This is a genomic window from Marinobacterium rhizophilum DSM 18822, assembly GCF_000378045.1.
Lineage (GTDB): Bacteria > Pseudomonadota > Gammaproteobacteria > Pseudomonadales > Balneatricaceae > Marinobacterium_A > Marinobacterium_A rhizophilum.
On record NZ_KB899109.1, the window covers coordinates 82,286 to 109,036 of the forward strand.

The 26,751-nt window shown below is 60.2% G+C and carries 23 protein-coding genes and 1 pseudogene; 18 read left to right on the top strand and 6 right to left on the bottom strand.

Going from position 1 to position 26,751, the window contains the following annotated elements:
• Positions 1-12 precede the first annotated feature (12 nt).
• Together ppk2 and F451_RS0119675 are read right to left on the bottom strand one after the other, a co-directional pair.
• Positions 13-897, bottom strand: coding sequence for a polyphosphate kinase 2 (gene ppk2 / locus F451_RS0119670; protein ID WP_020683131.1), 885 nt, complete (start codon positions 895-897; stop codon positions 13-15).
• Complete coding sequence (locus F451_RS0119675) at positions 887-1,813, bottom strand: ketopantoate reductase family protein (RefSeq protein WP_020683132.1); 927 nt, start codon at positions 1,811-1,813, stop codon at positions 887-889. Before F451_RS0119675 ends, ppk2 begins: the two co-directional genes overlap by 11 nt.
• A 298-nt stretch (positions 1,814-2,111) precedes the next feature.
• Between F451_RS0119675 and F451_RS0119680 the strand changes: the two genes are divergently transcribed.
• The gene (locus tag F451_RS0119680; RefSeq protein WP_020683133.1) at positions 2,112-2,594 is read left to right on the top strand and encodes a YajQ family cyclic di-GMP-binding protein; all 483 of its coding nucleotides are present in this window, start codon (positions 2,112-2,114) and stop codon (positions 2,592-2,594) included.
• Positions 2,595-2,718: 124 nt separating this feature from the next.
• Here F451_RS0119680 and F451_RS26120 read toward each other — a convergent pair whose 3' ends face one another.
• From F451_RS26120 to F451_RS0119695, 3 genes are all read right to left on the bottom strand, one after another.
• Positions 2,719-2,973, bottom strand: a complete 255-nt coding sequence (locus F451_RS26120; protein ID WP_020683134.1) for a PA4570 family protein — start codon at positions 2,971-2,973, stop codon at positions 2,719-2,721.
• A 70-nt stretch (positions 2,974-3,043) separates the two neighbouring features.
• Positions 3,044-4,441, bottom strand: a complete 1,398-nt coding sequence (locus F451_RS0119690) for an AmpG family muropeptide MFS transporter (RefSeq protein WP_020683135.1) — start codon at positions 4,439-4,441, stop codon at positions 3,044-3,046.
• A 202-nt stretch (positions 4,442-4,643) separates the two neighbouring features.
• Positions 4,644-5,405 (bottom strand): SDR family oxidoreductase, encoded by a 762-nt coding sequence (locus F451_RS0119695; RefSeq protein WP_020683136.1) that lies wholly within the window; start codon positions 5,403-5,405, stop codon positions 4,644-4,646.
• A gap of 404 nt (positions 5,406-5,809) precedes the next feature.
• On the opposite strand from F451_RS0119695, the gene F451_RS0119700 reads away from it, so the two are divergent.
• The 11 genes from F451_RS0119700 to pepQ all read left to right on the top strand — a co-directional run bounded on the left by F451_RS0119700 (position 5,810) and on the right by pepQ (position 18,387).
• Positions 5,810-6,295, top strand: coding sequence for an FxsA family protein (locus F451_RS0119700; RefSeq protein ID WP_020683137.1), 486 nt, complete (start codon positions 5,810-5,812; stop codon positions 6,293-6,295).
• 462 nt (positions 6,296-6,757) lie between these two features.
• A complete protein-coding gene (locus F451_RS0119705; RefSeq protein WP_020683138.1) occupies positions 6,758-7,051 on the top strand; it encodes a co-chaperone GroES in 294 nt (97 codons plus the stop codon).
• Between the two features lie 60 nt (positions 7,052-7,111).
• Positions 7,112-8,755 carry a chaperonin GroEL gene (gene groL / locus F451_RS0119710; protein WP_020683139.1) on the top strand — a complete coding sequence of 548 codons (1,644 nt, stop codon included), beginning with the start codon at positions 7,112-7,114 and terminating at the stop codon, positions 8,753-8,755.
• Positions 8,756-9,168: 413 nt separating this feature from the next.
• Positions 9,169-10,722: an ABC transporter substrate-binding protein gene (locus F451_RS0119715; RefSeq protein WP_020683140.1), complete on the top strand. Its 1,554-nt coding sequence runs from the start codon at positions 9,169-9,171 to the stop codon at positions 10,720-10,722.
• A 152-nt stretch (positions 10,723-10,874) separates the two neighbouring features.
• A complete protein-coding gene (locus tag F451_RS0119720) occupies positions 10,875-11,852 on the top strand; it encodes an ABC transporter permease (RefSeq protein WP_020683141.1) in 978 nt (325 codons plus the stop codon).
• Positions 11,853-11,958: 106 nt separating this feature from the next.
• A complete protein-coding gene (locus F451_RS0119725) occupies positions 11,959-12,909 on the top strand; it encodes an ABC transporter permease (RefSeq protein ID WP_020683142.1) in 951 nt (316 codons plus the stop codon).
• Positions 12,910-12,913: 4 nt separating this feature from the next.
• Entirely contained in the window at positions 12,914-13,918 is a 1,005-nt protein-coding gene (locus tag F451_RS0119730; RefSeq protein ID WP_020683143.1) for an ABC transporter ATP-binding protein, read from the top strand.
• A gap of 1 nt (position 13,919) precedes the next feature.
• The gene (locus F451_RS0119735) at positions 13,920-14,939 is read left to right on the top strand and encodes an ABC transporter ATP-binding protein (protein WP_020683144.1); all 1,020 of its coding nucleotides are present in this window, start codon (positions 13,920-13,922) and stop codon (positions 14,937-14,939) included.
• Position 14,940: 1 nt separating this feature from the next.
• Complete coding sequence (locus F451_RS0119740) at positions 14,941-16,077, top strand: M14 family metallopeptidase (RefSeq protein ID WP_020683145.1); 1,137 nt, start codon at positions 14,941-14,943, stop codon at positions 16,075-16,077.
• A gap of 10 nt (positions 16,078-16,087) precedes the next feature.
• Positions 16,088-17,029: a LysR family transcriptional regulator gene (locus F451_RS0119745; RefSeq protein ID WP_020683146.1), complete on the top strand. Its 942-nt coding sequence runs from the start codon at positions 16,088-16,090 to the stop codon at positions 17,027-17,029.
• Positions 17,030-17,058: 29 nt separating this feature from the next.
• Positions 17,059-18,387 carry a Xaa-Pro dipeptidase gene (gene pepQ, locus F451_RS0119750; protein WP_020683147.1) on the top strand — a complete coding sequence of 443 codons (1,329 nt, stop codon included), beginning with the start codon at positions 17,059-17,061 and terminating at the stop codon, positions 18,385-18,387.
• Positions 18,388-18,568: 181 nt separating this feature from the next.
• Here pepQ and F451_RS0119755 read toward each other — a convergent pair whose 3' ends face one another.
• Positions 18,569-18,967, bottom strand: coding sequence for a GFA family protein (locus tag F451_RS0119755; RefSeq protein ID WP_020683148.1), 399 nt, complete (start codon positions 18,965-18,967; stop codon positions 18,569-18,571).
• A 228-nt stretch (positions 18,968-19,195) separates the two neighbouring features.
• Between F451_RS0119755 and F451_RS0119760 the strand changes: the two genes are divergently transcribed.
• The 6 genes and pseudogenes from F451_RS0119760 to F451_RS0119785 form a co-directional block, all read left to right on the top strand.
• Positions 19,196-21,109 (top strand): RecQ family ATP-dependent DNA helicase, encoded by a 1,914-nt coding sequence (locus tag F451_RS0119760; RefSeq protein ID WP_026291910.1) that lies wholly within the window; start codon positions 19,196-19,198, stop codon positions 21,107-21,109.
• 366 nt (positions 21,110-21,475) lie between these two features.
• Positions 21,476-22,363 (top strand): fructose bisphosphate aldolase, encoded by an 888-nt coding sequence (locus F451_RS0119765; protein ID WP_020683150.1) that lies wholly within the window; start codon positions 21,476-21,478, stop codon positions 22,361-22,363.
• Positions 22,364-22,572: 209 nt separating this feature from the next.
• A pseudogene (locus tag F451_RS0119770) lies at positions 22,573-22,836 on the top strand (diguanylate cyclase); the annotation flags it as partial.
• 167 nt (positions 22,837-23,003) lie between these two features.
• A complete protein-coding gene (locus tag F451_RS0119775; RefSeq protein ID WP_083928498.1) occupies positions 23,004-24,344 on the top strand; it encodes an N-acetyltransferase DgcN family protein in 1,341 nt (446 codons plus the stop codon).
• Positions 24,341-25,483: an alanine/ornithine racemase family PLP-dependent enzyme gene (locus F451_RS26125; protein ID WP_020683153.1), complete on the top strand. Its 1,143-nt coding sequence runs from the start codon at positions 24,341-24,343 to the stop codon at positions 25,481-25,483. The genes F451_RS0119775 and F451_RS26125 overlap by 4 nt, the downstream gene beginning before the upstream one ends.
• Positions 25,480-26,751: M81 family metallopeptidase (locus F451_RS0119785; RefSeq protein WP_020683154.1), on the top strand; the 1,272-nt coding region annotated here is incomplete at its 3' end. The genes F451_RS26125 and F451_RS0119785, both read left to right, overlap by 4 nt.

The following is a 26,751-nucleotide window of genomic DNA, read 5'->3' on the forward strand; positions in this document are numbered from 1 at the left end:
GCTCCGTGAAGTTCAGTACTTGTCCTGATTCGGCAGGGGGGACAGTGGCGTTGTGGTTATTTTGGGGCTTGAAACGATGCGCCGGTCCAGCTGCAGTAGTGTCAGGTCCCGGTCGGGGTAGTCGTAAAGGCTTAACAGGTAGCGAATGGCATTTACACGCGCCCGCTTCTTGTCATTCGAGCGGATCTGGACCCAGGGGGCTTCAGTCGTGCTGGTGTGCTGAAACATTGCCTCTTTGGCATGGGTATAGTCGCGCCAGCGTCGCTGCGCTTCCAAATCGATTGGACTGAGTTTCCAGCGGCGTAGCGGATCCGTTTCCCGTCGGTGGAAGCGCCTGCGCTGCTCTTTCTTGCTGACCGAAAACCAGAGTTTTACCAGCCGCAGACCGGAGTTGACCAGCATCTGTTCCAGCGCAGGTGCCGACTGCATGAACGCATCGACCTGGGCCTGGCTGCAGAATCCCATCACCCGCTCAACACCGGCACGGTTGTACCAGGAACGGTCGAACAACACGATTTCCCCTGCGTTGGGCAGGTGCTTGATGTAGCGCTGGAAATACCATTGCCCCTGTTCCTGCTCAGTGGGTTTTTCCAGCGCGACGACCCGGTAACCCCGCGGGTTCAGATGCTCGATCAGGCGCTTGATCGTGCCGCCTTTGCCGGCGGCGTCACGGCCCTCGAACAACACGCAAATGCGGATGCCGTTCTCGCGTACCCAGCGCTGAAATTTTTGCAGTTCGATCTGCAGCGCATGCATGTCCCTGCGGTATTCCTTCGCGCTCATCCTGGGTGTTTTCCTGCGCCGCTCGTTGAGGTTGGCCGGGCGCCAGTTCGGTTCTTCGTCCTGGGCGCTTTGCACGTCAATCGCAAGCATCTCAGGACGCGTATCAGGACTCATGCTGCCTACTCCGGAATGTCGCTGTCTCGAGCTGGCGAACCTGCTCCAGCAAGGCGCGGTGATGTGGTACGTCGATACCAAGAAGATCCGCCTGATGGCACAGGAAGCCCGTAATCTGCTCGATTTCGGTAGGGCGCTTGTGGCGAATATCCTGCAACATCGATGAATAGTTGTCGCCGGTGTTGCGGGCCACCTGTAGTGCCTGTTCCTGCAGCGGGCGATCGAACAGAACGATGCCGCGGGCGCGGGCCACGGCTTCGAACTCAGTACACAGGATTCCAAGCGCTTGAGTATAGGCCGGGACTGTGGCCAGCTCGCCGTTGCGACAGTCATGCACTGCCGTCAGGGGGTTGATGGCGCAATTAATGGCCAGCTTGCGCCATAAGGTCGCCTCGATGTTCGGGTCCTGGCGCAGCTGCAGGCCAAATCCGGGACCTAAATCCGGTAGTCTCGCCGCAGCGCAGCCGAGCTGCCCGATCGCGGTCTCACCGTGCCCGGCATGGACGACTTCAAAGGGCGCGCGCAAATAGGCGCCATCGGTGGTGGATCCGATCAGAACGCGCGCTTTTCCAGCGCGAGCTGCGATTTGCTGCTGCGTGCCCAAGCCATTTTGCAATACCAGAATGCGACTGTCGGTGCTGAGCCGGTGCCACACGGACTCCAGTGCCGCCAGGCTGTCGTAGGCCTTGGTGCACAGCAGCAGTTGTCGAATGGGGGTCTGTGCCGCTGCCAGTGTGGCGGGCATCGGGCAGAAGGTTTCACCTGTCCCGTCAATCAGGGTAATACCTCCCTTTGCCTGGTATTGCGCAAAGCGGGCAGGGCTGCGCAATACCAGGCTGACCGGTACGCCAGCCCGCTGCAGTTGCGCCGCCCACAGGCAGCCTATGGCGCCGGCACCCAGAATAGTCCAGTGCATGAGAACTCCGTCGTTGCTGCTTAACCGGGTGAACATTCAGCTTCCCTGGGCTGCGTGCCCGGTTGTCGGTGGCTCCCGTAACATCAGCGGCTCGCACGCGCAAAGGCCGGCTTTCGCTGAGTTTACATGGAGCTGCGTCATCATTGCCTCGCCAGGTTGATGACAAGGCTTATGATAACCAGAGTGAGCAATGGGTGAAATGGCCACGGGCCTTCGCTAAAATGCCACCACTTCGGCCCGCCCCCGTGTTTTGTACCCAGGTGTTGACGGGCCGCTTCAATCTAGAGGAGATCGGGTAATGCCGTCATTTGACATAGTGTCCGAGCTGGACATGCATGAAGTAACCAATGCGGTGGATCAGGCCAATCGCGAAATCCAGAACCGCTACGACTTTAAGGGTATCGATGCGCGGTTTGAGCAGGGCGAAGATCATGTGATGCTCTGGGCCGAAGTGGACTTCCAGCTGCAGCAGATGCTGGAAGTACTGCGTGCCAAGCTGACCAGTCGCAAGATCGATATTCGCTGCATGGAAGTGAAGGATCCGGAAAAAGCCAATATGCGCGCCCGCCAGCAGGTGGTACTGAAGCAGGGGCTCGATCAGGCGCTGGCCAAGAAAATCGTCAAGCTGATCAAGGATGCCAAGCTCAAGGTACAAACCCAGGTACAGGGTGAGCAGGTCCGTGTGACCGGCAAGAAGCGTGATGACCTGCAGGGCGTAATGGCTATGCTGCGGGCGGCTGAGCTTGAGTTGCCGCTGCAGTTCAACAACTTTCGCGACTAGCAATCTGCAAAATAGCATCGGCCCGCAAGGGGCCGGTGTTGGCATACTCGAAACCGCGAGCGGCGCTGCGATTGACTAAAATCAGAAACGCAGCGCGGCTATTGCCAGTGAGTGCGCTCTCCAGTCAATGCGTTTCGCTGCCATCGCTGCGGCAGTGGCAGCGCCCCCCTTCCAGGCACGCCAGTACAAACAGCTCCTGTACCAGTTCCTTGCTGCAGCATTGCGATTGCTGCAGATCCTGAGGGCAAATGACCCCCTGTTCCAGCAGGGCGACGACTTTTTCGTTGCGCCATTCAATGACACGAATGCCGGTATGGCGATGAGTAATGCGCAGGTATGGATCCGGCCGCTCCAGCCAGGCGTCGATGATATAGCTCATAACAGTCCCTTTCCTTGAGTGGTCTCGGAACTTTATGATATTGGTTATCACATGTAAATGATAATTATTACTATTTGATGGTTGCCTGGTCAGGTGTATGCCGTGCCGCCAGCCATACCAGTGCCAGTACCGGCAGGCCGAGCACTGCGGTGAAGACAAAGAACAGCGGGTAGCCCAGCATATTCACCGCATCGCCGGAGAAGCCGGCCAGAAATTTTGGCATTAGCAGCATGACGGAGCTGAAAAGTGCGTATTGCGTTGCGGTATAGCTGATGCTGGTCAGGCTCGACAGATAGGCGATAAAGGCCGCCGTGGCGATACCTGCGCTGAAGTTGTCCAGGGAGATGGTCACGATCAGAAAGCTAACGCTGTGTCCGGTCACGGCGAGGGCCGAGAACAGCAGGTTGGTAGCCGCCGCCAGCAGAGCGCCGATAAACAGAATACGCATCACGCCAAAGCGATACACCAGCAGGCCGCCCACAAGGGAACCGAAAATGGTCATCAGGGTGCCGAACAGCTTGGTGATTTCTGCCACTTCAACCTTGGTGAACCCCATGTCGACGTAGAACACATTGGCAATAATGCCCATGACAACGTCGGCGATGCGGTAGCTGCCGATCAGCGCCAGGATCAGCAGCGCAGGCTTGCCATAGCGGCTGATGAAGTCAGCAAAAGGGCAGTAGGCCGCGACGTAAAACCAGCCCAGCAGCTTTGCCAGCGGGTGTGGCAGATGCTGGCGCTGTTCCATGAAGGCTTCTATATCCTGTCGTTTTTGCTCCGCTGCTGCACCATTGGGCTTGGGTTCCGGGGCGCACAATGTTGTCACGATGCCGACCCCCATCAGGGCAGCCATGGCCCAGTAAGCCATCTGCCAGGATTCGCGGTTATAGCTGTCGGCGCCCGGATCGTGCCAGGCTGCAATCAGCAGGGCGCCGGTGGTGGCCAGAATCATGGCCAGACGGTAACCCAGCATGTAGGTCGCGGCCATGGCGGCCTGGATCCTGGGTTCTGCCGATTCGATACGATAGGCGTCGATGGAGATGTCCTGGGTGGCGGAGCAGAACGCGACGGCGAGGGCGAAGAGGGCCATCAATTCCAGGTTTTGCTGCGGATCGGAAGCGGCCAGTCCAACCAGACTCAGGGCTATCAGAAGCTGTGCCGTGAGCATCCAGCTACGTCGTCGCCCCAGCCAGCGAGACAGCAGGGGTATGGGCATGCGGTCGATAATGGGCGACCATACCCACTTAAAGGCGTAGGCCAGTGCAACCCATGAAAAATAGGTGATGGTGCCGCGGTCTATACCAGCTTCCCGCAGCCAGTAGGACAGGGTGGAAAACACCAGCATCAAGGGTAGCCCGGCGGAAAAACCAAGGAATAACAGCGTGATGGGCCTGGGTTGCAGATAGACACGGGCGCTTTGCAGCCATTGTTTCCAGCTCTGGGCCTGCTCGGCGTTTTCGATTTGCATGATTGAGTTGAGTTCCCTGGATATCCTTGAGCAAACATTGTGTCCATCGCTTGCCGGCTTGTAAACGCCCGCGGTGCCCGCGCATCGGGTAATGAGCCTTTATGGTTGTAGGGGCTGGTGTTGCAATCGATGGATATGGCATAAAAAAACCGGCGTGGGCGCCGGTTTTGAAAGGTGAATCACTGTTTTTTCAAGTGCAACATCAGATGCGCAGGGCGCCGTCGACTTCGATGCAGCGGCCGCTGATGTAGTCATTCTCAAGAATGAAGCTAACGGTACGGGCGATTTCCTCAGGCTGTCCGAGGCGCTTGGCCGGAATGCCTGCGGCCATTTTTTCCAGTGCTTCGGGTTTCATTGCCATGACCATGTCGGTGGCGATAAAGCCAGGAGCGATGGAGGCTGCGCGAATACCGTAGCGTGCCAGCTCCTTGGCCCAGGTCACGGCCATGGCCTCTGCACCGGCCTTGGTGGCGGTGTAGTTGGTCTGGCCCATGTTGCCGGAGCGGGAGATGGATGAAATGTTGATGATGCAGCCAGGGTTGCCCAGTTCGATCATTTTGCAGGCCGCTTCACGGGCACAGAGGAAGGTGCCGGTGAGGTTTACATTCATGACCAGGTTCCAGTTCTCCAGCGTCATTTTGGAGACAACCTGACCATCCTTGGCCTTTACCAGCAGCGCATCACGGGTTACGCCGGCGTTGTTGACCAGGCCGTTGATGGCGCCAAAATCAGTGGCGATATCGGCAAACAGCTGCTCGACCGCGATTTCCTCGGTGACGTTGCAGATATAGCAGCGCGCCTCAGCGCCTTTCTCCATGCACAGACCTGCGGTGGTATCGAGATCATCACCGTTCATGTCGACCAGGGCCAGGCGTGCACCCTTGCCGGCCAGCTCGAGGGCCATGGCACGACCCAGGCCGCGGCCGCCGCCGGTGATTACGATTACCTTGTCTTTAATATCCATAGTGTTCACCTAGTCCAAGTGTGGTTCTTGTCTGTTTTTATTTTGTGGTGCAGTTAGCCGGGGTGTCGCTTGTATGATGCTATGCAGTATGTTGCATTGCACAAAGCTATAACGCTTGTGCACAAAAGTCTACCGGGTTCATGCAACTGTCACTAAGCTGTTACAGATTAGGGCTATAGGTTTCCATTTTTTCTGAATTTAACCTTCTGTTTTTTATAGTGTTTATTTTGCGACCGATTTGCGGCAAAAAGTTTCTTATACTTTGGTCTAATGTGGCTGCAGCATTTCACTCCGAAGCCTTCCTGGCGTCGTTTCGGCACCACCAGAGCCTTTGGCAGGGGCATTTATGTTGCGGATTCGGCGAGCATCTGGTGTGATGAGGGAAATTCTTCTGGACTATGGCAATGCGGTTTCTCTTTCTGCTTTTTATCGTTATTCCAATCATTGAAATTTCTCTGCTGATCAACGTGGGTCAGGCCATTGGTGCCTGGTATACGGTGGGCCTGGTGCTGCTGTCAGCCTTTATCGGTGTCAATATGCTGCGCCATCAGGGCCTGTCGACCCTGGCGCGGGCGCAGCAGCGCCTGGATGCCGGCGAGATTCCGGCCGGTGAAATGGTTGAGGGTATCGTGCTGGCCGTGGGGGGCGCCCTGCTGATAACACCGGGCTTTGTTACCGATGTGATCGGCTTTTGCTGTTTGGTACCCTATACCCGCCAACTGCTGGCAAAAGCGCTGGTGAGCCGGTTTACCATAGTGGCGGCGTCCCACCGTCGTACCACCTTTGTAGATCCGGACTTCCAGCCCGGCCCCAGCGCCCGTCGCCCGGATCCCCGCGTTGATGGCAAGGGCGATACCATCGATGGCGAATATCGCCGCGAAGATGATTAAGCCACACCCTGTGCAATAGCCTGTTATCCGTTCAGTTTGTAGTGCCTGACCGCTATGTCGCAGCAGTGTACGGTTGCACCCTCTATGAAGCTTATAACGGCCTCTTTTTTCCGCCATCCTGCGTTGTTCGTTGTCGCCATAGCCCCACTATGACTCTGCCTCACGCCTTGACTGGCGAAAAATTGAGCGCGTTCTACAGCACCACCAAGAGTGCAGCAATACACTAGCCGCCGGCGCGGTCTTGTTGCGCGACGTGCCTGTTCGGCGGATTCAGTAACGCGGGCAGTGAAACGGTTGCTGACAAGGACAGAATTTTTTCAAATTTTTTTGTCGGGGCTGTTGAAATGCATTTCCCCGCCCCCATTAACCTGAACATCCAGTATTTGGGGCAGCAGAGGGTCTGTTGTCCTTTCTCTGTAAACAATGGCTTTGGATCCTAATAAGATCAGGAGAGTAAAACAGATGAAAATTCGTCCGCTTCACGATCGGGTTGTCGTTCGTCGCAGTGAAGAAGAAACCACTACCGCTGGCGGCATCGTTCTGCCGGGTTCTGCTGCAGAAAAGCCGAATCGCGGCACTGTCGTAGCCGTTGGTGAAGGGCGTACGCTGAACAATGGTGATGTAAAGCCTCTGACCGTTAAAGAAGGTGACGTCGTTCTGTTTGGCCAGTACTCCGGTAGCAATGTTGTCAAGATTGACGGCGAAGAACTGCTGATCATGAACGAAAGCGAAATCTTTGGTGTGGTTGAAGGCTGATCGGCCTGTCCGACCCCGTTGATTTCCGATTTATAACGCTTTGTATAGGATTGACTGACAATGGCTGCTAAAGACGTACGTTTTGGTGATGATGCGCGCAAACGCATGCTCGCGGGTGTAAACATCCTGGCTGACGCTGTAAAAACTACCCTGGGCCCCAAAGGCCGTAACGTAGTACTGGAAAAATCCTTTGGTTCACCGCTGGTAACCAAGGACGGCGTTTCCGTTGCCAAAGAAATCGAGCTGAAAGACCGCTTCGAAAACATGGGCGCTCAGATGGTCAAGGAAGTTGCTTCCCAGGCCAGCGATGTTGCCGGTGACGGCACCACGACTGCAACCGTTCTGGCTCAGGCTATCGTTAACGAAGGTCTGAAATCCGTGGCTGCCGGCATGAACCCGATGGACCTGAAGCGCGGCATCGACAAGGCGACTACCGCCGTCGTTGAAGAACTGCGCAAAATGGCTGTGCCCTGCACCGATTCCAAAGCCATTTCCCAGGTGGGCTCTATCTCTGCAAACTCCGATACTGATATTGGCGACCTGATTGCCAAGGCCATGGAGCGCGTGGGCAAGGAAGGCGTCATTACTGTAGAAGAAGGCACCAGCCTGCAGAATGAACTGGACGTTGTTGAAGGCATGCAGTTTGACCGCGGTTACCTGTCGCCGTACTTCATCAACAACCAGGAAAACATGTCTGTTGAACTGGATCACCCGTACATCCTGCTGTTCGACAAGAAGATCTCCAACATCCGTGATCTGCTGCCGACCCTCGAGCAGGTTGCCAAGTCTTCCCGTCCGCTGCTGATCGTTGCTGAAGACGTTGAAGGCGAAGCGCTGGCAACCCTGGTTGTCAACAACATGCGCGGTATCGTCAAGGTTGCTGCCGTCAAGGCACCGGGCTTTGGTGACCGTCGCAAGGCCATGCTGGAAGACATCGCTGTCCTGACTGGCGCTACCGTGATCGCTGAAGAAGTGGGTCTGAGCCTTGAAACCGCCACGCTGGAACAGCTGGGTCAGGCCAAGAAGATCAACATCACCAAGGAAAACACCGTCATCGTTGACGGCATTGGTGAAGCGACCGCCATCCAGGCTCGCGTACAGCAGATCCGCGCTCAGATCGAAGAAACTTCTTCTGATTACGACCGCGAAAAACTGCAGGAACGTGTTGCCAAGCTGGCCGGCGGCGTAGCCGTTATCAAGGTCGGTGCTGCAACCGAAACCGAAATGAAAGAGAAGAAAGCCCGCGTTGAAGACGCCCTGCATGCAACCCGTGCAGCCGTTGAAGAAGGCGTGGTTCCTGGCGGTGGTGTTGCACTGATCCGCGCTCTGTCCAATGTACAGGGCCTGGAAGGCATCAACCACGATCAGACCGTTGGTATCGAACTGGCCTTCCGTGCCATGGAAGCACCGATGCGTCAGATCGTTCAGAACGCAGGTGAAGAAGGTTCCGTGGTTGTCTCCAATGTTCGCGCAGGCTCTGGTGCATACGGCTACAACGCCGGCACTGGCGAATACGGCGACATGCTGGAAATGGGTATCCTGGATCCGGCCAAGGTGACACGTTCTGCCCTGCAGGCAGCTGCGTCTGTTGCTGGCCTGATGATCACCACCGAAGCAATGGTTGCTGATCACCCGGAAGACAAGCCGGCCATGCCTGACATGGGTGGCATGGGTGGCATGGGTGGCATGGGCGGCATGATGTAAGCTCAGCCCTCCCGGCAAACCTTAAAACCCTGGCCTCGCGGCCGGGGTTTTTTCGTTTAGGGTGGTTATAACCTGGCAGACGAGCAGCCGGGTTTCCGTCACTCCCTATCAGCGGGCGCGCACGGATGCGCCTTGAATGCCTCCCGCTGTCGTCCGCGGCCCATGATGACGCATCCTCTGCATACTCATGCGTCTGCTTGCCGTCTTGCCTGTTCACGCAGTACGCCACACCCCATTGTCCTGATTCTTAACGCCCGTATCGATGTGCCGTTTTCTGCGGGCTATACGCCATTCGCATACTCATGCGTATGGCGTATAGGGCTAGTCGGTATTTCGATTGGTCGAGCGCAGCCGATCATCTAGTCTGGGAGGCGTTAACAGCTTTATAAAAAACAATAATTGCAGGACACACGATGAAAAAGACCGTTTCGATTCTGGCCGGCGCCATGTTTAGTCTAGGGCTGGTGAGCGCGCAGGCCGCGACCCTCAAAATGGCGTACGACGCCGACCCGGTGTCGCTGGATCCGCATGAACAGCTGTCCGGTGGCACCCTGCAGCTTTCCCACATGACGTTCGATCCGCTGGTGCGCTGGTCCAGGGACCTGGGCTTTGAGGCACGCCTGGCCGAGAGCTGGGAACGTGTTGACGACCTGACAATGCGCTTTCATCTGCGCCAGGGCGTGAAATTCCACAGCGGCAACGCGATGACCGCCAAGGACGTGGTCTTTACCTTCAATCGCCTGAAAGAGTCGGCCGACTTCAAAAGCATCTTTGCGCCGTTCAAGGAAGTGAAGGTGGTGGATGACTACACCGTCGACCTGGTGACCAACGAGCCCTTCCCGCTGGTGCTGAACAACGCCACCTACCTGTTTCCGATGGACAGCGCCTTTTACAGCGGTACCGATGAGAAAGGCAATCCCAAGGATCTGCTGGTCAAGCACGGTGACTCCTTTGCATCCAGCCACCTGTCCGGCACCGGCCCCTATACCATCACCAGCCGGGAGCAGGGCGTCAAGGTCGAGTTTAGCCGCAACCCCGACTACTGGGACAAGCAGTCGCCGGGCAATGTCGACAGCATTGTGCTGACCCCGATCAAGGAGGCGCCCACCCGTGTCGCTGCGCTGTTGTCCGGCGATGTCGATTTTATCGCGCCGGTGCCCCCCACGGACCTGGATCGCATCGAAAAGAGCGACAGGGTCGACCTGGTCGCCATGGGCGGCACTCGAATCATTACCTTTCAGCTGAACCAGGCACGGGTCGAGGCCTTTAAGGATGTACGTGTTCGCCAGGCGGTGAACTATGCCATCAACCAGCAGGGCATCGTCGACAAGATCATGAAGGGCTTTGCCACTACCGCGGCACAGTTGAGCCCCGAAGGTTACCTGGGCCACAACCCGGCCCTGAAACCGCGCTATGACGTGGAGAAAGCCAAGCAGCTGATGCAGGAGGCCGGTTACGAAAACGGCTTTACCGTGACCATGATGGCGCCCAACAACCGTTATGTGAATGATGCCAAGATCGCCCAGGCGGTGGCCTCGATGCTGGCCCGCATCAACATCACGGTCGACCTGAAAACCGTGCCCAAGGCGCAGTACTGGCCGGCATTCGATGTCCGTGAAGCCGACATCATGATGATTGGCTGGCATGCGGATACCGAGGATTCGAACAACTTCTACGAGTTCCTGACCCAGTGCCCGAACGTCGATACCGGTGCCGGCCAGTACAACAGCGGCAACTACTGCAACCCGGCCATCGACAAGCTGGTGCTCCAGGCGAACAGCGAGACCGACGTTCAGACGCGTGCCGAAATCATGCAGACCGTCGAGCAGATGCTCTACGACGACGCTGCCTTCGTACCGCTGCACTGGCAGAACCTGGCGTGGGCCGCCAACAAGAAGGTCGATATCGCGCCGGTGCTCAATGTGATGAACTTCCCGTATTTGGGTGACCTGGTCATCAAGGAGTAAGCCGGTCGCTGCCGGCTGTCCCGCGACGGCCGGCAGCGCCGACTGCTGTCCCCCTTTTATCAGGCGTCCCGGCCCTGTCGTTCCGGGCGCCTATTTTCATTGTCAAACCAGAGTGCGCTGCAGGGACCGCGGTGAGACTCGAGGCGTAAACCATGATTGCTTTTTTGATCAAACGCGTCGTGCAGGCGATTATCGTGATGTTCGTCATCAGCCTGGTCAGTTTCTCGATACAGGACAACCTGGGCGATCCGCTGCGCGAGCTGGTGGGTCAGTCGGTATCGGAAGCGGAACGCCAGGAACTGCGCGACGAAATGGGGCTCAATGACCCCTTCCTGGTGCAGTATGCGCGCTTTGCCAAAAATGCCCTGCAGGGCGACCTCGGCACCTCCTACTTCTTTAAGGAACCGGCGCTGGAGGTCATTCTCAAGAAGTTGCCGGCCACGCTGGAACTGGTGCTCGGCGCCACACTGATCATCATGCTGCTGTCGGTGCCGCTGGGGGTCTACTCGGCGATAAAGCCCTACAGCCTGTTTTCCCGCGCCGTTATGGGGTTCAGTATCATTGGCATTTCGGTGCCCGTGTTCCTGACAGCCATTGGCCTGATCTACCTGTTTTCCATCGAGCTCGGCTGGATGCCATCGTTCGGGCGTGGCGAAACCACGCAGATCTTAGGCTTCTGGGGCAGCGGTTTCTTTACCGCCGACGGCCTGGCGCACCTGGTGCTGCCCTGTATTTCGCTGGCATCGATCATGCTGCCGCTGTTCATTCGCCTCATCCGTGCCGAGATGATGGAGGTGCTGCAGTCTGAATACGTCAAGTTTGCCTGGGCCAAGGGCCTGTCGCCGCGGCGCATCTATTTTCTTCACGCGCTTAAAAACACCATGCTGCCGGTCATTACCGTCGGCGGTGTGCAGATCGGCACCATGGTGGCCTACACCATCCTGACCGAAACGGTGTTCCAGTGGCCCGGCATGGGGTTCCTCTTCCTCGAGGCGGTGAACCGTGTCGATACGCCGCTGATCGTGGCCTACCTTATCGTCGTCGGCGCTATCTTCGTGGTGACCAATACGCTCGTCGACCTGATCTACGGCCTCGTGAATCCAACCGTGAAGCTGGCAGGTAAGAAGTGATGATGTCGCGCTGCAGTCTTGCAGATTTCCTGACAGAAACGGCCGTTAAAGAGAATGGCCTTGTGAATCCTCCAGTCTCGCTTAAAAAGACGGCAGGTAAAAAATAATGAACGATCACGTACAGACCCTGGATGCGCCGCCGAGTGCCTGGCAGCGTTTTCTCGACAGCCACCTGTGGCACAGCTTTACCAGGGACCGGGTCGCGCAGTTCAGTCTGCTGGTTTTTGTCGCCTATGGACTCATGGCACTGCTGGCGCCGCTGATCGCGCCCTACAATCCCTATGACCCGGCCCAGATCGACATCCTCAATGCCGAGATGCCGCCCAGCTGGGAGGCAGGGTCGGACCCTGCGTTCTGGCTCGGCACCGACGCCCAGGGTCGCGACCTCTGGTCGACCATTCTCTATGGCACCCGGGTGTCGCTGGCGATCGGCCTGTGTGCGGTGGCGCTGCAGGCGGTGATCGGCATCGTTATCGGCCTGCTGGCAGGGTACCGCGGTGGCCGTGTTGACAGCCTGCTGATGCGTTTTGCCGATGTGCAGCTGTCGTTCTCGACCATGATGGTGGCCATCGTGGTACTGGCGGTGTTCCAGGCGACTTTCGGCACCGAGCTGTACCAGGAACTGGCGATGGTGATGCTGATCCTGGTGATCGGCATTGCCGAATGGCCCCAGTATGCCCGCACCATTCGTGCATCCGTGCTGGCCGAGAAGAAGAAGGAATACGTCGATGCGGCCCGGGTGATCGGCTTCAAGGCGCCGCGCATCATGTTCCGCCACATCCTGCCCAATACGCTCTCGCCCATTCTGGTGATCTCGACGGTGCAGGTCGCGAACGCCATTATCGCGGAGGCCTCGCTGTCGTTCCTCGGCCTCGGTATGCCGGTGTCCGAGCCGTCGCTGGGCTCGCTCATCTCCAGCGGCTTCGAGTACATTTTCTCCGGCTCCTGGTGGATCACCGTGATCCCGGGCGCAGTGCTGATCAGCCTGGTTCTGGTGATGAACCTGCTGGGTGACTGGCTGCGCGATGTTCTCAATCCGAAACTCTACAAGGGGTAATCTCATGGCGCTTCTAGAAGTCAGAAACCTCGACGTCCGTTTCGGCCTGCGCAGTGGCGAGGTCCAGGCCCTGCGGGACATCAATTTCAGTCTCGAGCGCGGCGAGCGCCTTGGCGTTGTCGGCGAATCCGGCGCCGGCAAGTCGGTGCTCGGCTTTTCTATCCTCAACCTGCTGTCACAGCCGGGCTACATCGCCGGCGGCGAGATCCTGTTTGAGGGGCAGAACCTCGCGGCGATGTCGCCCAAACAGCTGCGCTCGATTCGCGGCAACCGCATCTCGATGATCTTCCAGGACCCGATGATGACGCTGAACCCGGTGCTGACCATCGGCCAGCAGATGGTCGAGTGCCTGCTGGCCCACCGCAAGATCAGTCGCAAGGATGCGAGGCGCATCGCGTTGCAAAAGCTCAAGCAGGTGCAGATTCCGTCGCCCGAGACGCGCATCGACCAGTATCCGCACGAGTTGTCCGGCGGCATGCGCCAGCGCATTGTCATTGCCATCGGCCTGCTGATGGACCCAGACATCATCATCGCCGATGAGCCGACCACGGCACTGGACGTGACCATCCAGGCCGAGATCATGGACCTGATGCTGGAGCTGTGCGAGCGCAACAGCGTGGCACTGATACTCATTACCCATGACCTGGGCATCGTGTCGCAGGTGACCCGGCGGGCGATGGTGATGTATGCCGGGCGCATCATCGAGCAGGGGCCGACCCGGGAAATCATCAACGATGCCCAGCATCCCTATACCCAGGGGCTGATGAACGCGCTGCCGCAGATGGCCATTCCGGGACAGCGGCTGAACCAGATCCGCGGCTCCATGCCGCCGTTGCAGAATATCCCCACCGGCTGCGCCTTCAATCCGCGCTGCGATTACGTTCTGGACGTCTGCCACAGGGAGTTGCCGGGCTTTACCCGTTCCGGCGGCTGCAAGGTTGCCTGCCATATGGTGGCGCAGATGAAACTCGAGGAAGAGGCGGCTGTGCACGCCCTGGAGGTGAAGTAACATGAGCGCCCAAACCGAACCCCTGGTCCAGATTAAGGACCTGCACAAGCGCTTCTCGATCTCCGGCGATTTCCTCGACCAGCTCAAGTTTCGCGGCGGCAAGCTGGTGCGCGAGCGGGAGGTCGTGCACGCGATCAACGGCGTCAGCCTCGATGTGCAGCGCGGTGAAGCGCTCTGCGTGGTCGGCGAGTCCGGCTGTGGCAAGTCCACCGTCGCCCGTACCGTGATGGGGCTGCTGAGCCCCAGTGCCGGCACCATCAGCTACGGTGGCGAGCGTATCGACAATCTGAGCGACCGTCAGATACTGCCGTATCGGCGCAAGATGCAGATGATCTTCCAGAACCCCTATGCGTCGCTGAACCCGCGCATGACCATTGCGCAGACGCTGGAGGAGCCGGTCAGGTTTCATAATCCCAAGGCGCCGGCCAGCGAGGTGCGCGACAAGGTGCACGAGGTGATGCAGTCAGTCGGCATCGACCCGACCTGGGGCAAGCGCTTCTCCCACGAGTTCTCCGGCGGCCAGCGCCAGCGCATCAGCATCGCCCGCGCGCTGGCGGTGGATCCGGAGTTCATCGTTGCCGACGAGCCGATCTCGGCGCTTGATGTGTCGATCCAGGCCCAGGTGTTGAACCTGATGATGGATGCCCAGGCAAGCCGCAACCTGACCTACCTGTTCATTACCCACGATCTGTCGGTGGTCGAGCACTTCGGCACCCGGGTGGCGGTGATGTACCTCGGCACCCTGTGCGAGCTGGCCCCGACCAAAACGCTGTTTGCAACGCCGCGTCATCCCTATACCCAGGCGTTGCTGTCGGCGATCCCGCGACTCGAAACCGGCCGGCCGGCCCACATCAGGCTGCAGGGCGAGGTGTCGACACCGGTGAACCTGCCGACGGGCTGCGTGTTCCATGGCCGTTGCCCCCATGCCAACGAGCGCTGCTCGCGGGACATCCCCAGGCTAATAGCCACCGGTGACGGCGGACAGGTCGCCTGTCATGCGGTTGAAGAGGGGCGCATCTGAGATGACGAACATCCATATCAGCTCGAGTTTCGACAGTGGCAATATCGAGGTCGTTGAGGCCCGCCGGGCCGACGATATCCAGTTGCGGATCCGCCAGGATAACGCCTCAGAGTTCTATCAGTGGTTTCATTACCGGGTGCAGGGTGCCCGCGGGAAAGCGTTGCGCATGCGCCTGCTCAATGCCGCCGGCGCCTCCTACCCGGATGGCTGGGAAGACTACCGGGCAGTGGCATCCTATGACCGCCAGCACTGGTTCCGGGTGCCGACGCGCTACGCCGGGGGCGAACTGGTGATCGAGCATGAGCCAGTGCAGGACAGCCTCTACTATGCTTGTTTTGCGCCCTACAGTTTCGAGCGGCACCTGGATCTGATCGCCCGGGCCGGGCAGTCGGAGCGGGTATGCTGCGAGCACCTGGGCACGACCCTGGATGGCCGCGACCTGGATTTGCTGCGCATTGGAACGCCGGCCGCGGGTCGCAAAACGATCTGGGTGACCGCGCGCCAGCATCCGGGCGAAACCATGGCCCAGTGGTGCGCCGAGGGGCTGATCGAGCGGCTGCTGGACCGGCACGATGCCCAGGCGGCCCGCATTCTGGAGGCGGCGGTTATCTACCTGGTACCGAACATGAATCCCGATGGTGCGGTGCGCGGTCATCTGCGCACCAATGCGCTGGGCGTGAACCTGAACCGCGAATGGGATACACCCAGCCTCGAGCGCAGCCCCGAGGTTTTCCGCGTACGTGAGCGCATGGAACAGACCGGGGTCGATCTGCATCTCGACCTGCATGGCGACGAAGGGTTGCCGTGCAACTTCATCGCCGGGCAGGAGGGCCTGCCCTGGGTCGAGGCGGCGTTACTCGAACAGGAGCAGCAGTTCGAACATGATCTTGCAGCGGCCAATGCCGACTTTCAGCTCGAGCGCGGTTATCCGCCCAACAAGTACGGCGCCGAGTCCATCACCATTGCCAGCAACTGGGTCGGCAAGCGCTTTCAGTGCCCGGCGATGACGCTGGAAATGCCGTTCAAGGACTACGATCTGCGGCCGGACCCGCTGCAGGGCTGGTCGCCCGAGCGCTCGGCGCGCCTCGGTGCGTCGTTACTGGATCCGCTGCTGGCCTGGCTCGCGCGTCAGACCTGAGGAGTGCTGGATGGAAGTCAGATGGCTGGACGATTTCATCGCGTTGGCGAAAACGCGGCACTTCTCCCGCGCAGCCGACGAGCGCAACGTCACGCAGCCGACCCTGAGCCGCCGCATCAAGCTGCTCGAGGACGAGATGGGCGTGACCCTGATCGACCGCAACACCCTGCCGCTGTCGCTGACGCCGGCCGGCGAGGTTTTTCTGGCCGGCGTCGAACAGATTAGCCGTATTGCCCGCGAGACCAAGGCACGCTGCAACGAGATACGCGAGCAGGAGAGTAACCGGCTTTACTTTGCCACCACCCAGACACTCTACCTGTGCTTTTACAACGACTGGATCCAGCCGTACTCCAGCCAGCCCGGCTTTGACATCGAGCTCAACCTCAAGTCCACTGCCTGGGTTGGCGCCGACTTCGTTAACGCCCTGGCCCAGGGCGACTGCGACCTGGTGCTGTGTTACTGGCACCCGACCATCGAGTTCATGGGGGCGCTGGATGATGACCGCTTTGAACACCTGACGGTGACCGATGAAGTGCTGGTGCCGATCACGGCGCTGGACGATGAACAGCAGCCGATCTATACGCTGTCGGGCAGCGGCCGGGAGCCGATACCCTATATCGGCTACCATGAGGGCGCCTTTGCGCGTCCGGTGATACAGCAGTTCATGCAGCAGCAGTTACGTCCGCCGCAGCTGGTCACCATGAACGAGAACGTGCATGCCATCAGTGTCAAGGCCATGGTCAAGGAGGGCTTTGGGCTGGGCTGGGTACCGCACCGCCTTATCGACGATAGCCTGCGATACGGCCAGCTGGCGCTGGCCGGTGACGAACACTGGCACATTCCGTTACAGATCCGTCTTTATCGGCGCCGGCACGACCACAATGCCAACCTTGAAACGTTCTGGTCCATGCTGGCCGAGCGCTTTGAGCGGCCGTCCAACGTCTTACCCTGATTCAGGCCCCCGCAGCCGGAGTAAATTTAATGCACACACTGTTTGCACACCACATCGAAACGCTCAGGGCGCGCTTTGACCGCAGCCTGGCCGAAACCGGCTTTGATGCACTGCTGCTCGGCTCCGGCACCGCGCCGCGCCGTTTCCTTGACGATACCCAGTATCCGTTTCGTGCCCATCCGCCCTTCGTGCAGTGGCTGCCGTACCTGACCGAGCAGCCCGGCAGCTGGCTGCTGCTGCGCCCAGGGCAGGTGCCGCTGCTCTACCTGTACTGCCCGGACGACTTCTGGCACCAGACACCCGAAGTACCCAGCAGCGACTGGACCGCTCTGTTCGAGATCGAGTGCTTCGCCGATGCCGGCGCACTGAAAGCGCTCTGTGCCGGCCTTGGCCACACCGCCGTGATTGCTGCGGCGCAGCCGGACTTTGCCCGCGATGACTGGGCACACAACCCCCGGGACCTGATGGCCCGGCTTGATTTCGAGCGGGCGCTGAAGACCGACTGGGAACTGCATTGTCTGCGCCGCGCCAACCGCGTGGCGGCGCAGGGTCATATTGCCGCCGAACAGCTGTTCCATGTCGGCGCCAGCGAATACCGTATCCACCAGGGCTATCTGGCTGCCATCGATCATAACGAGCGGGACTTGCCCTACGACAATATCGTGGCCCTGAACCGTCATGCGGCGGTGCTGCACTACCAGTTTCAGCAGCGCGAGGCGCCGGCTGAGCGACACACGCTGCTGATCGACGCCGGTGCCACCCATCATGGCTATGCCGCCGATATTACCCGCACCCATGCGGCCGATCGGGAGTCGGCCTTCGCCGGCCTGATCGCGGCGCTCGACAGTGCACAAAAATTCTTGCTGCACTCGGTGGTCCCCGGTGCCAGCTTTGTTGAGCTGCACCAGCAGATGCACGCCGCGCTGGCGCAGCTCCTTCGCGACAGCGGCCTGGTCAATGCCAGCGTCGAGGCGCAGCTGGAGCAGGGTATTACCCGTACCTTCTTCCCCCACGGCCTCGGCCACCTGCTGGGCCTGCAGGTACACGATGTGGGCGGCTGGCAGCAGGACGCCGCCGGCAGCCTGCGCGAGCCGCCTGCGGAGCACCCGTTCCTGCGCCTGACCCGAACACTGCAGCCGGGATTCGTCATCACCATCGAACCGGGGCTCTATTTCATACCCTCGCTGCTCGACCGGCTGCGCCAGAGTCCGGCTGGCGAGACGGTGAACTGGACGCAGGTGGAAGCCCTGATGCCCTTCGGCGGCATCCGCATCGAGGACAATATCGCCGTCACCGCCGAGGGCTGCGAGAACCTGACCCGCGATGCCTTTGCGGCGGCGGGAAGGGCAGACTTCTGAAACAGTGTCCCGGCACCCTGTGCCGGGACGTTTGGCCTGACGCCCAACCCTCGGTTCCGAGTAGCGCCACGATACTCCTGCGGCTGGCCGAGGCTAACCCGCTTCGTAGGATGTGGCGCAGCGCAGCGAAGCCCATCACAACCTTCGGACTGTCAGCCCGCTATGTACTCGCCCGCAGGCCTTATCGGTCGGGCTGCCATTCGGCGTAGCGGGGTATATCTTCGGCATCCTGCAGCCAGGGTACGTCATTCGAGCACCAGATATGCATGGCGGGCGTCATGCCTGGATCCTCGTCCAGTGTCGCAACTCGCAGCACCAGGTGCGGTTTCCCGGGGCGTTCTGCAACAAGGTGGGTGCCGCAGTTGCCGCAGAAACGCCTTAGCTTGCCGGGGGATGACTCAAAGGCGCGGAGCGAGTCCTCACCCTTGAGCCAGCGGAAGTGCGCGCGTAACACGCCGGCCACCGGCGCGAAGGCAGCCGCCTGCGCCTTGCGACAGGTACGGCAATGACAGTGGGTGATGGGCATCTCGAGTTGCGTGACCTCGTATTCGACAGCCCCGCACAGACAGCTTCCTTGCATACGTATACGTTTCTTTTTGAACTGTTTTTTAAGCACTCAAGCGGTTGTCTTGAGTGCGGCACTTTATTGCCAGCATCATTCTAACCTCAATCCTGTTTGGCTTCTGCCGATGGCCCGCAGCATTCGAAATGCTGCCTGTTGAGTCGTCGCTGCTGCACGCCGGGTTTGCAGCCGCCGGGCGGGACGGGGTCTAATACCCTTTTGCAAATCCCCGGGGAGCCCATGGTTATGAGCGTCGCACTGGAAATACTGAAAACGACCTTTGGCCTGGAAGCGTTTCGCGACGGCCAGCAAGCCGCCATCGACAAGCTGCTCGCCGGTGAGTCGGTACTGACGGTCTTTCCCACCGGGGGCGGCAAGAGCCTGTGCTACCAGCTGCCGGCGCTGCTGATCGAGGGCCTGACGCTGGTGGTGTCGCCGCTGATCGCGCTGATGCAGGACCAGGTGGCGGCGCTGCACGCTCGCGGTATCGCCGCGGCGCGGCTGGACTCCAGCCGCACGGGGGATGAGGTGCGCGAGATCTACCGGCAGTTGCGCAGGGGGGAGCTCAAGCTGCTGTATGTGGCGCCGGAGCGGCTGCAGAACGAGCGCTTTCTGTCGCTGCTCAAGGACCTGCGGATTGCGCTGCTGGCCGTGGACGAAGCCCACTGCATCTCGGAATGGGGCCACAACTTTCGCCCCGACTACCTGAAGCTGGCGCAGCTCGCGCAAACTCTAAGGGCGCAGCGCGTACTGGCGCTGACCGCCACCGCGACGCCCTCGGTGGCCGAGGATATCTGCCGCCAGTTTGGCATTCCGGCGGCCAACCACATCCACACCGGCTTTTACCGGCCCAACCTGGCGCTGGGCGTAACGCCCTGTCGTGACGACGACAAACTGCCGCAGCTGCTGCGCGCATTGCAGGCCGCGGCCGGTGAAGCCTCCATTATCTACGTGACGCTGCAGCAGCAGGCGGAGCAGGTGGCGGCGCAGCTGCAGCGCGCCGGCATTCGTGCGCAGGCCTACCATGCCGGCATGAAGCCGGAGGTGCGCGAGTCGATCCAGAATGCCTTTATGGCGGGGGAGGCCGATACCGTAGTGGCTACCATCGCCTTTGGCATGGGCATCGACAAGGCCGATATCCGTGCCGTTTACCACTACAACCTGCCCAAGTCGCTGGAAAACTACATGCAGGAGATCGGCCGCGCCGGGCGAGATGGCGGGGCGTCGCGCTGCGTGCTCTTCGCCTGCCCGGACGATATCCGCGTGCTGGAAAACTTCACCTACGGCGATACGCCGGTGCCGGAGCATTTGGACGCCCTCATCGGCCATCTGCTGTCGCTGGGGGATACGTTCGATATCGCGGTGTACGATCTGTCGAACCGCTTCGATATTCGCCCGCTGGTGATCAATACGGTGCTCACCTACCTGGAGCTCGAAGGCGTTATTGCCGGCACCGGGCCTTTCTACAGCACCTACCAGATTCGCTTCGAGGTGCCTCAGGCGCAGCTGCTGGCGGGGTTCGATGCGGCCCGCGCCGATTTTCTGCAGCGCATGTTTTCCACCGGCAAGCAGGGCCGGATCTGGCTGACGCTGGATGTCACCGAGGCGGCCGAGGCGCTGGGCGAGCCGCGCGAACGCCTGCTCAAGGCGCTGCAGTACCTGGAACAGCAGGGCAGCATCAGTACCCAGGTGAAGGGCGTACGCCAGCAGTACCGCCGCCTGCAGACGCCGGATATGGCCGAGCTCTGCGCGCGGCTGGGCCAGCTCTTCACCCGGCGCGAACAGCAGAGCCTTTCCCGGCTGCAACAGGTACTGGATTACGCCGAGGACGGCAACTGCCTGCCGGCCCAGCTGTGTGGCTACTTCGGCGATCAGCTGAGCGAACCCTGCGGCCAGTGCAGCAGTTGTGTTGAGCAGGGTGCACGCACCTTGCCGGCGCTGGCCGATACGCCACTGTCTGGTGCGCAGCAACAGAGTATCGAAGCGCTGATCGCGGAACGCCAGGAGGCACTGCGCCACCCGCGCCAGCTCGCCCGTTTCCTCTGTGGCCTGTCGAGCCCGGCGACCTTTCGGCTGCGCAAGCATGCGGCTTACGGCTGCCTGGCAGAGCAGCCGTTCCAGCGGGTACTGGCGCAGCTGGAGCAGCGCCTGGGCACCTGAGACGGCCAACCGTGTAGTACATCACCATGAAAGGCATTGGATTGGCGCTTTGCGGCCGCGAAAGCCCATCACAACACGAGGGTCGAACCCCTTTGCGGTCCGGCGGTCCGGCGGTTCTTCGGCGAAACGGCAGATTGGGCTGTATACTCTTAACTCGGCGGACAAATAGGTTCCCTCCCTGTTTGTCCGTCACGCCATCAAAACGGGCGCAGGTACCTGGGCATGCTGGCGTTCGCATTGGCCTGCGGCCAATGATGAAGCATAAACGCTTCATGTATTAATCCTTCGGGTTAATAATGAGCCTCGTTGCGACTCCGATGCTTCGATTCGAAGTTCCCATTCAACCCACAGTGCATGGAAGGAATCATGAACCAGCGGCAATTCGACAAAATGCGTGGCGATGACGGCTTTATCGCCGCACTCGATCAGAGCGGCGGCAGTACACCCAAGGCGCTGCGTCTTTACGGCATTCCCGAGACCGACTACGCCGGCGACGATGAAATGTTCGACAAGGTCCACCAGATGCGCAGCAGGATCATCACCAGCCCGGCGTTCGCCGGCAACCGCATCCTGGGCGCGATCCTGTTCGAGAACACGATGGAGCGCCAGATCGGCGGCAAACCGACGGCGCAATACCTGTGGGAGGAAAAGCAGGTTGTGCCTTTTCTCAAGGTCGACAAGGGCCTGGCGGCGGAGGAGAGCGGCGTTCAGCTCATGAAGCCGATGCCTGATCTCGATACCCTGCTCGATCGCGCCGTGGCGCAGGGTATCTTCGGCACCAAGATGCGCTCGGTCATCAAGCTGGCGCACGAAGCGGGCATCCGCGCACTCCTCGACCAGCAGTTCGACATCGCAAAACGCATTCTTGCCACAGGACTGGTACCGATCATCGAACCGGAAGTCGATATTCACAGTCCCGAAAAGGCGCATGCCGAGACCATGCTGAAAGACGGTATCCTTGCGCACCTGAATGCGCTTGCGCCGGATCAGAAAGTCATGCTCAAGCTGACGCTGCCGGAACAGGCCGATCTGTACAAGGACTGTATTGAGCATCCCAATGTCGTGCGGGTCGTTGCGCTATCGGGCGGTTATTCGAGGGAGCAGGCGAATGAACGGCTTGCGCAGAACCACGGCATGATCGCGAGCTTCTCGCGTGCGTTGAGCGAGGGCCTGTCGGCACAACAGTCCGACGATGCGTTCAACACGATGCTCGATGCATCCATTCAGGGTATCTTCGAGGCATCGAAGACCTGACCGGTCGTTTTCCATCAGCCTTATCTGGTGAACTAAGAAAAAGCCCCTCGACCAGGGGCTTTTTGATGATAAGGGAGGCGCAGTGTTGTGCACTGATGGGCAGTATTGATTGCGTATAAATGAATGAACCGGTATGCCCTGTGCTGCCGGTGGAACAGAGCTGAGGTGGGAAATGGGTATAGGGTCCCCGGAATTCCTATGGTGGTGAAGAGTTCGTGATCATCCTGCCGGATAGTGACTGCAACACCGCAACCCGGGTCGCGAACCGGCTGGTTTCATCGCTGCGTAAATCACCGCTGCTGACCGACAGCGGGGTGAGTATTTTCATTACCGCCCCGGCGGGCGTTGCGACCCACAATGACAAGTACCGTTGCGAGGACGCCAAGAGCCTGATGCGCGCAGCAGACCAGGTGATGTACCTGGCGAAAACCACGGGCCGGGATCGGTTCGGGGTGTACTCCAGGTGCGAGTGATAGACGCCGGGCGCCCGCGCCGGACAGGCTTTATCCGTAATCCGGCGCCCGGCTATGGTAGTATGTACTTTCACCCCACCGCTTAGTGGGGACCTCTTGTTGACATCCGACCCAGGTCGGCACGATCCAACTGCCCTCCTGAGCCTCCGTCAAGCCGAGGTTATCCCATGTCTGACATTCCGCAATCGCCCCCGCTGGCCCGCTTCTATTCACCCCAGGGTCCACCGGCCGCAGGTGATCAAGCCCTGGCCACCCCAAGGCCCGCTTTACCGCTTCCCCCCTTGCAAGATACACCGCGTTCCAACGCGATCCCGAGCGACAGCCTGCTTTCCCCGCTTCAAGCCACACCCGGCGCCCTGATCTCCCCCAGCACCGGCACCTTTGAGCCTGCAGCGCCCGCGCAATCACTCAATAAACCCCAACGTCTCACGACGGCCATTGTCTATTGCGAAGCAAACTTCGGCGCCATCGACGGTAAAACCGCCAACGGCCTCGTGCGACACTCGGAAAAATACGAGATCCTGTCAATCATTGACAGCCAGAAGGCCGGTCAGGATGCCGGCATGGTGCTTGATGGCGTCGCAAACGCCATCCCTGTCTGCCGCGACCTGGCCGATGCCCTGTCACGGACCGAAACGCTACCCGACTTTTTCATCTTCGGGATGGCACCGTCCAGCGGCATGCTGTCGGCCGCCGAGCGCAGCCTGGTGCTCGATGCCATTGGTCTGGGCATGAATATCGTCAACGGCCTGCATGAATTTCTGAACGACGACCCTGAGTTTGTCGCGGCAAGCAGCGCCAGGGGCGTAACGATACTGGATATCCGCCGCCCCCGCGCGAGTAAAGACCTGCGGATGTTCAGCGGCCGCATCGCACAGGTAACCTGCCCGCGCATCGCCGTACTGGGCACAGATTGCGCCATTGGCAAACGCACCACGGCGACCATCCTCACCCGCGCCCTGCGGGATCGCGGCCTGAACGTGGTAATGATCGGCACAGGGCAAACCGGCTTGATCCAGGGAGCACGCTACGGTATCGCGCTGGACGCAGTGCCTTCGCAGTTTTGCGCCGGCGAGCTGGAAGCCATCATCTTTGATGCCTTCGAGACAGAGCAGCCCGATGTGATCATCATTGAAGGGCAGGGGGCGCTGAGCCACCCTGCATTTTCCACCACCTCGTTTATCCTGCGCGGCAGCTGCCCCACCGGCGTCATCCTGCAACATGCGCCGGGCCGCACCTACCGCTGCGACTTCGACCGGATGCCCATGCCGCTGCCGGCCGCCGAGATTAACCTGATCCAGACATTTTCCGACACCCGGGTCATTGGATTGACCCTCAATCACGAAAACATGACCGATGCTGAAGTCAGCACGGCCGTCGATGCCTACGAACTTGAGCTCGGCATACCGACCACCGATGCGCTGACCCGCTCACCGGATCGCCTTGTGGACATCGTACTGGGGGCCTTTCCCGAACTTGGGGAAAAGCTCACCGCGACCGCGCATTGAGTGCGCCGCGCCTCGACGTCGACCTCGACAAGATTCATCACAACGCCCGCACACTGGTCACCCGGCTAGCCGCCCGCGGTATCTCGGTGACGGCGGTTACGAAAGCCAGTCTCGGCTCACCGGACATCGCCCGCACTCTGCTGCGGGCGGGTGTAAGCATGATCGCCGACTCGCGCATGGAGAATATCGAAGCGATGTGCCGCGCAGGCATCAGGGCTCCGATGATGCTGATACGTGCCCCCATGATCAGCGATGTGCCGCGGGTGGTTCAGTACGCCGACATAAGCCTCAACAGCGAACTCGAGGTGATCCGTCAACTCTCAGACGCAGCCAAAGCTGTCGGAAAGACACACGCGGTCGTGCTGATGGTGGAACTTGGCGACCTGCGCGAAGGGATTATGCCCGCCGACCTTTTACACACCGCGGGCCTGGTACTTGCTATGCCGAATATCACGCTAAAGGGCATAGGCGCCAACCTGGCGTGCCACTGCGGTGTGTCGCCGGACAGCCGCAATATGGATCAGCTGTCCGCCCAGGCTTGCTCGGTGGAAGCCGCCTTCGGCGTGACCCTGGATATAGTGACGGGCGGCAACTCGGCCAATCTGAACTGGGCGTTCAGCGGTGCGGACACCGGCCGCATCAACAACCTGCGCCTGGGTGAGTCCATTCTGCTGGGGTGCGAGCCCCTGCACCGCCAGCCGATTGATGGCCTCTATACCGACGCCATTACCCTGGTCGCCGAAGTGATCGAATCGAAGATCAAGCCAACGCAACCCTGGGGAGAAATCGGCCAAACCGCGTTCGGCGAAAAGGCGCCGCCGGCGGATCGGGGTGACATCGCCCAGGCAATCCTGGCCATCGGTCGCCAGGATGTGGACCCCGACGGCCTCAGCTGCCCCGCGGGGATCGACATTATCGATGCCAGCAGTGATCACCTGATCATTGACTGCGGCGGGCATCCCCTGGCCGTTGGGGCCGAAGTACGCTTTCAGCTCAATTACAGCGCGACGGTGCGCAGCATGACCTCACCCTTCGTCACCAAGGTACTGCACGCATCGCGCCCAGGCGACACTGCGATCCCTCTGGCAGCACCGGCGGCGGCTAGCCCCCGGATCAATAACCCACGGAAAACCGCATGAGTTTCAACGTTCTTTCGGCCGAATTTTCCCACGAAACCAACTCCTTCAGCCGGTATAAAACCGACAGAGAGGCCTTCATGGCCCGCTATGTGCTGATGGGCGAAGCTGCCCTACGCGAGCGCGGCGATGAAAATACCGAACTTGCCGGCTTTCTCGACACCGGGCGGGCGCACCACTGGCAGCTGGATCATGTGCTGAGCGCGGCGGCAGGCCCGAGCGGCAAAGTCAGGCGCCAGGCGTTTGACTGGCTCTGTGAACCCATACTCGCGGCCATCAGACTCAAGCGCTTCGACGGCATTCTGCTCGGGCTCCACGGTGCCATGGGACTCGATTTCTGCGAAGACGGTGAAGGCGAACTGCTTGCACGTATCCGCACCCTGGTCGGCCCGGACCTGCCCATCGCCATCACCCTGGATCCACACGCCAATGTCAGCCGGCAGATGTGTGCGCTTGCCGATATTATTGTGTCCTTCAAAACCTACCCGCATATTGATATGCGCAAAGCCGGTCGCCATGCCGGCGAAATTCTGCAACGTACCATGGCCGGCGAGATCCACCCCCGCACGATCCGCGTGAGCCGACCTATGCTGGAGGAGGTCAACGGCGGGCGCACCGATATCGGCCCGATGATCGAGCGCATCGCAATTGCCCGGGCCTATGAAGAGGTGGACGATGTTTTCGCCGTCAGCATTAATGCAGGTTTTGCCAGCGCCGATGTGGCGGAGGTCGGGCCCACGGTGCTGGTGACGGCGCAGGGCGACTTCAGCGCCCATCGCGCTTTCGCCGAAACCCTCGTCGATGATATCTGGAACCGCCGCTTCGAAGTGCTGAACAATTACCTCAGCGTGGCAGACGCCGCAACCCTCGCGGCCCGCTATATCCCCACAGAGGGTCCCCTGGTGATCGCCGACTATGCCGATAACCCGGGCGCCGGCGGCTACGGCGATGCCACCGCGCTGCTGCGGGCACTGCTGGACGCGGGTGTCGGCAACGCCTGTTTTGGTCCCCTGGTGGATGCCAGCGCCGTGCAAACGCTGCGCAACGCTGTGGTCGGTCAATCCGTTCAGATCAGTCTTGGGGGCGCTACCGACCCACGCTTCGGTGGCGGTCCACTGCCCCTGGAAGGCCAGCTGCTGTCCATCAGCGATGGGCATTTTATCGGCGATGGTCCCATGATCCATGGACTGCACGGCAGTTTCGGCCCCAGTGCCGTGCTGCGGGTAGCGGGAATCGAGATACTGGTGGTCAGCATCGCCCGGCAGATCCTC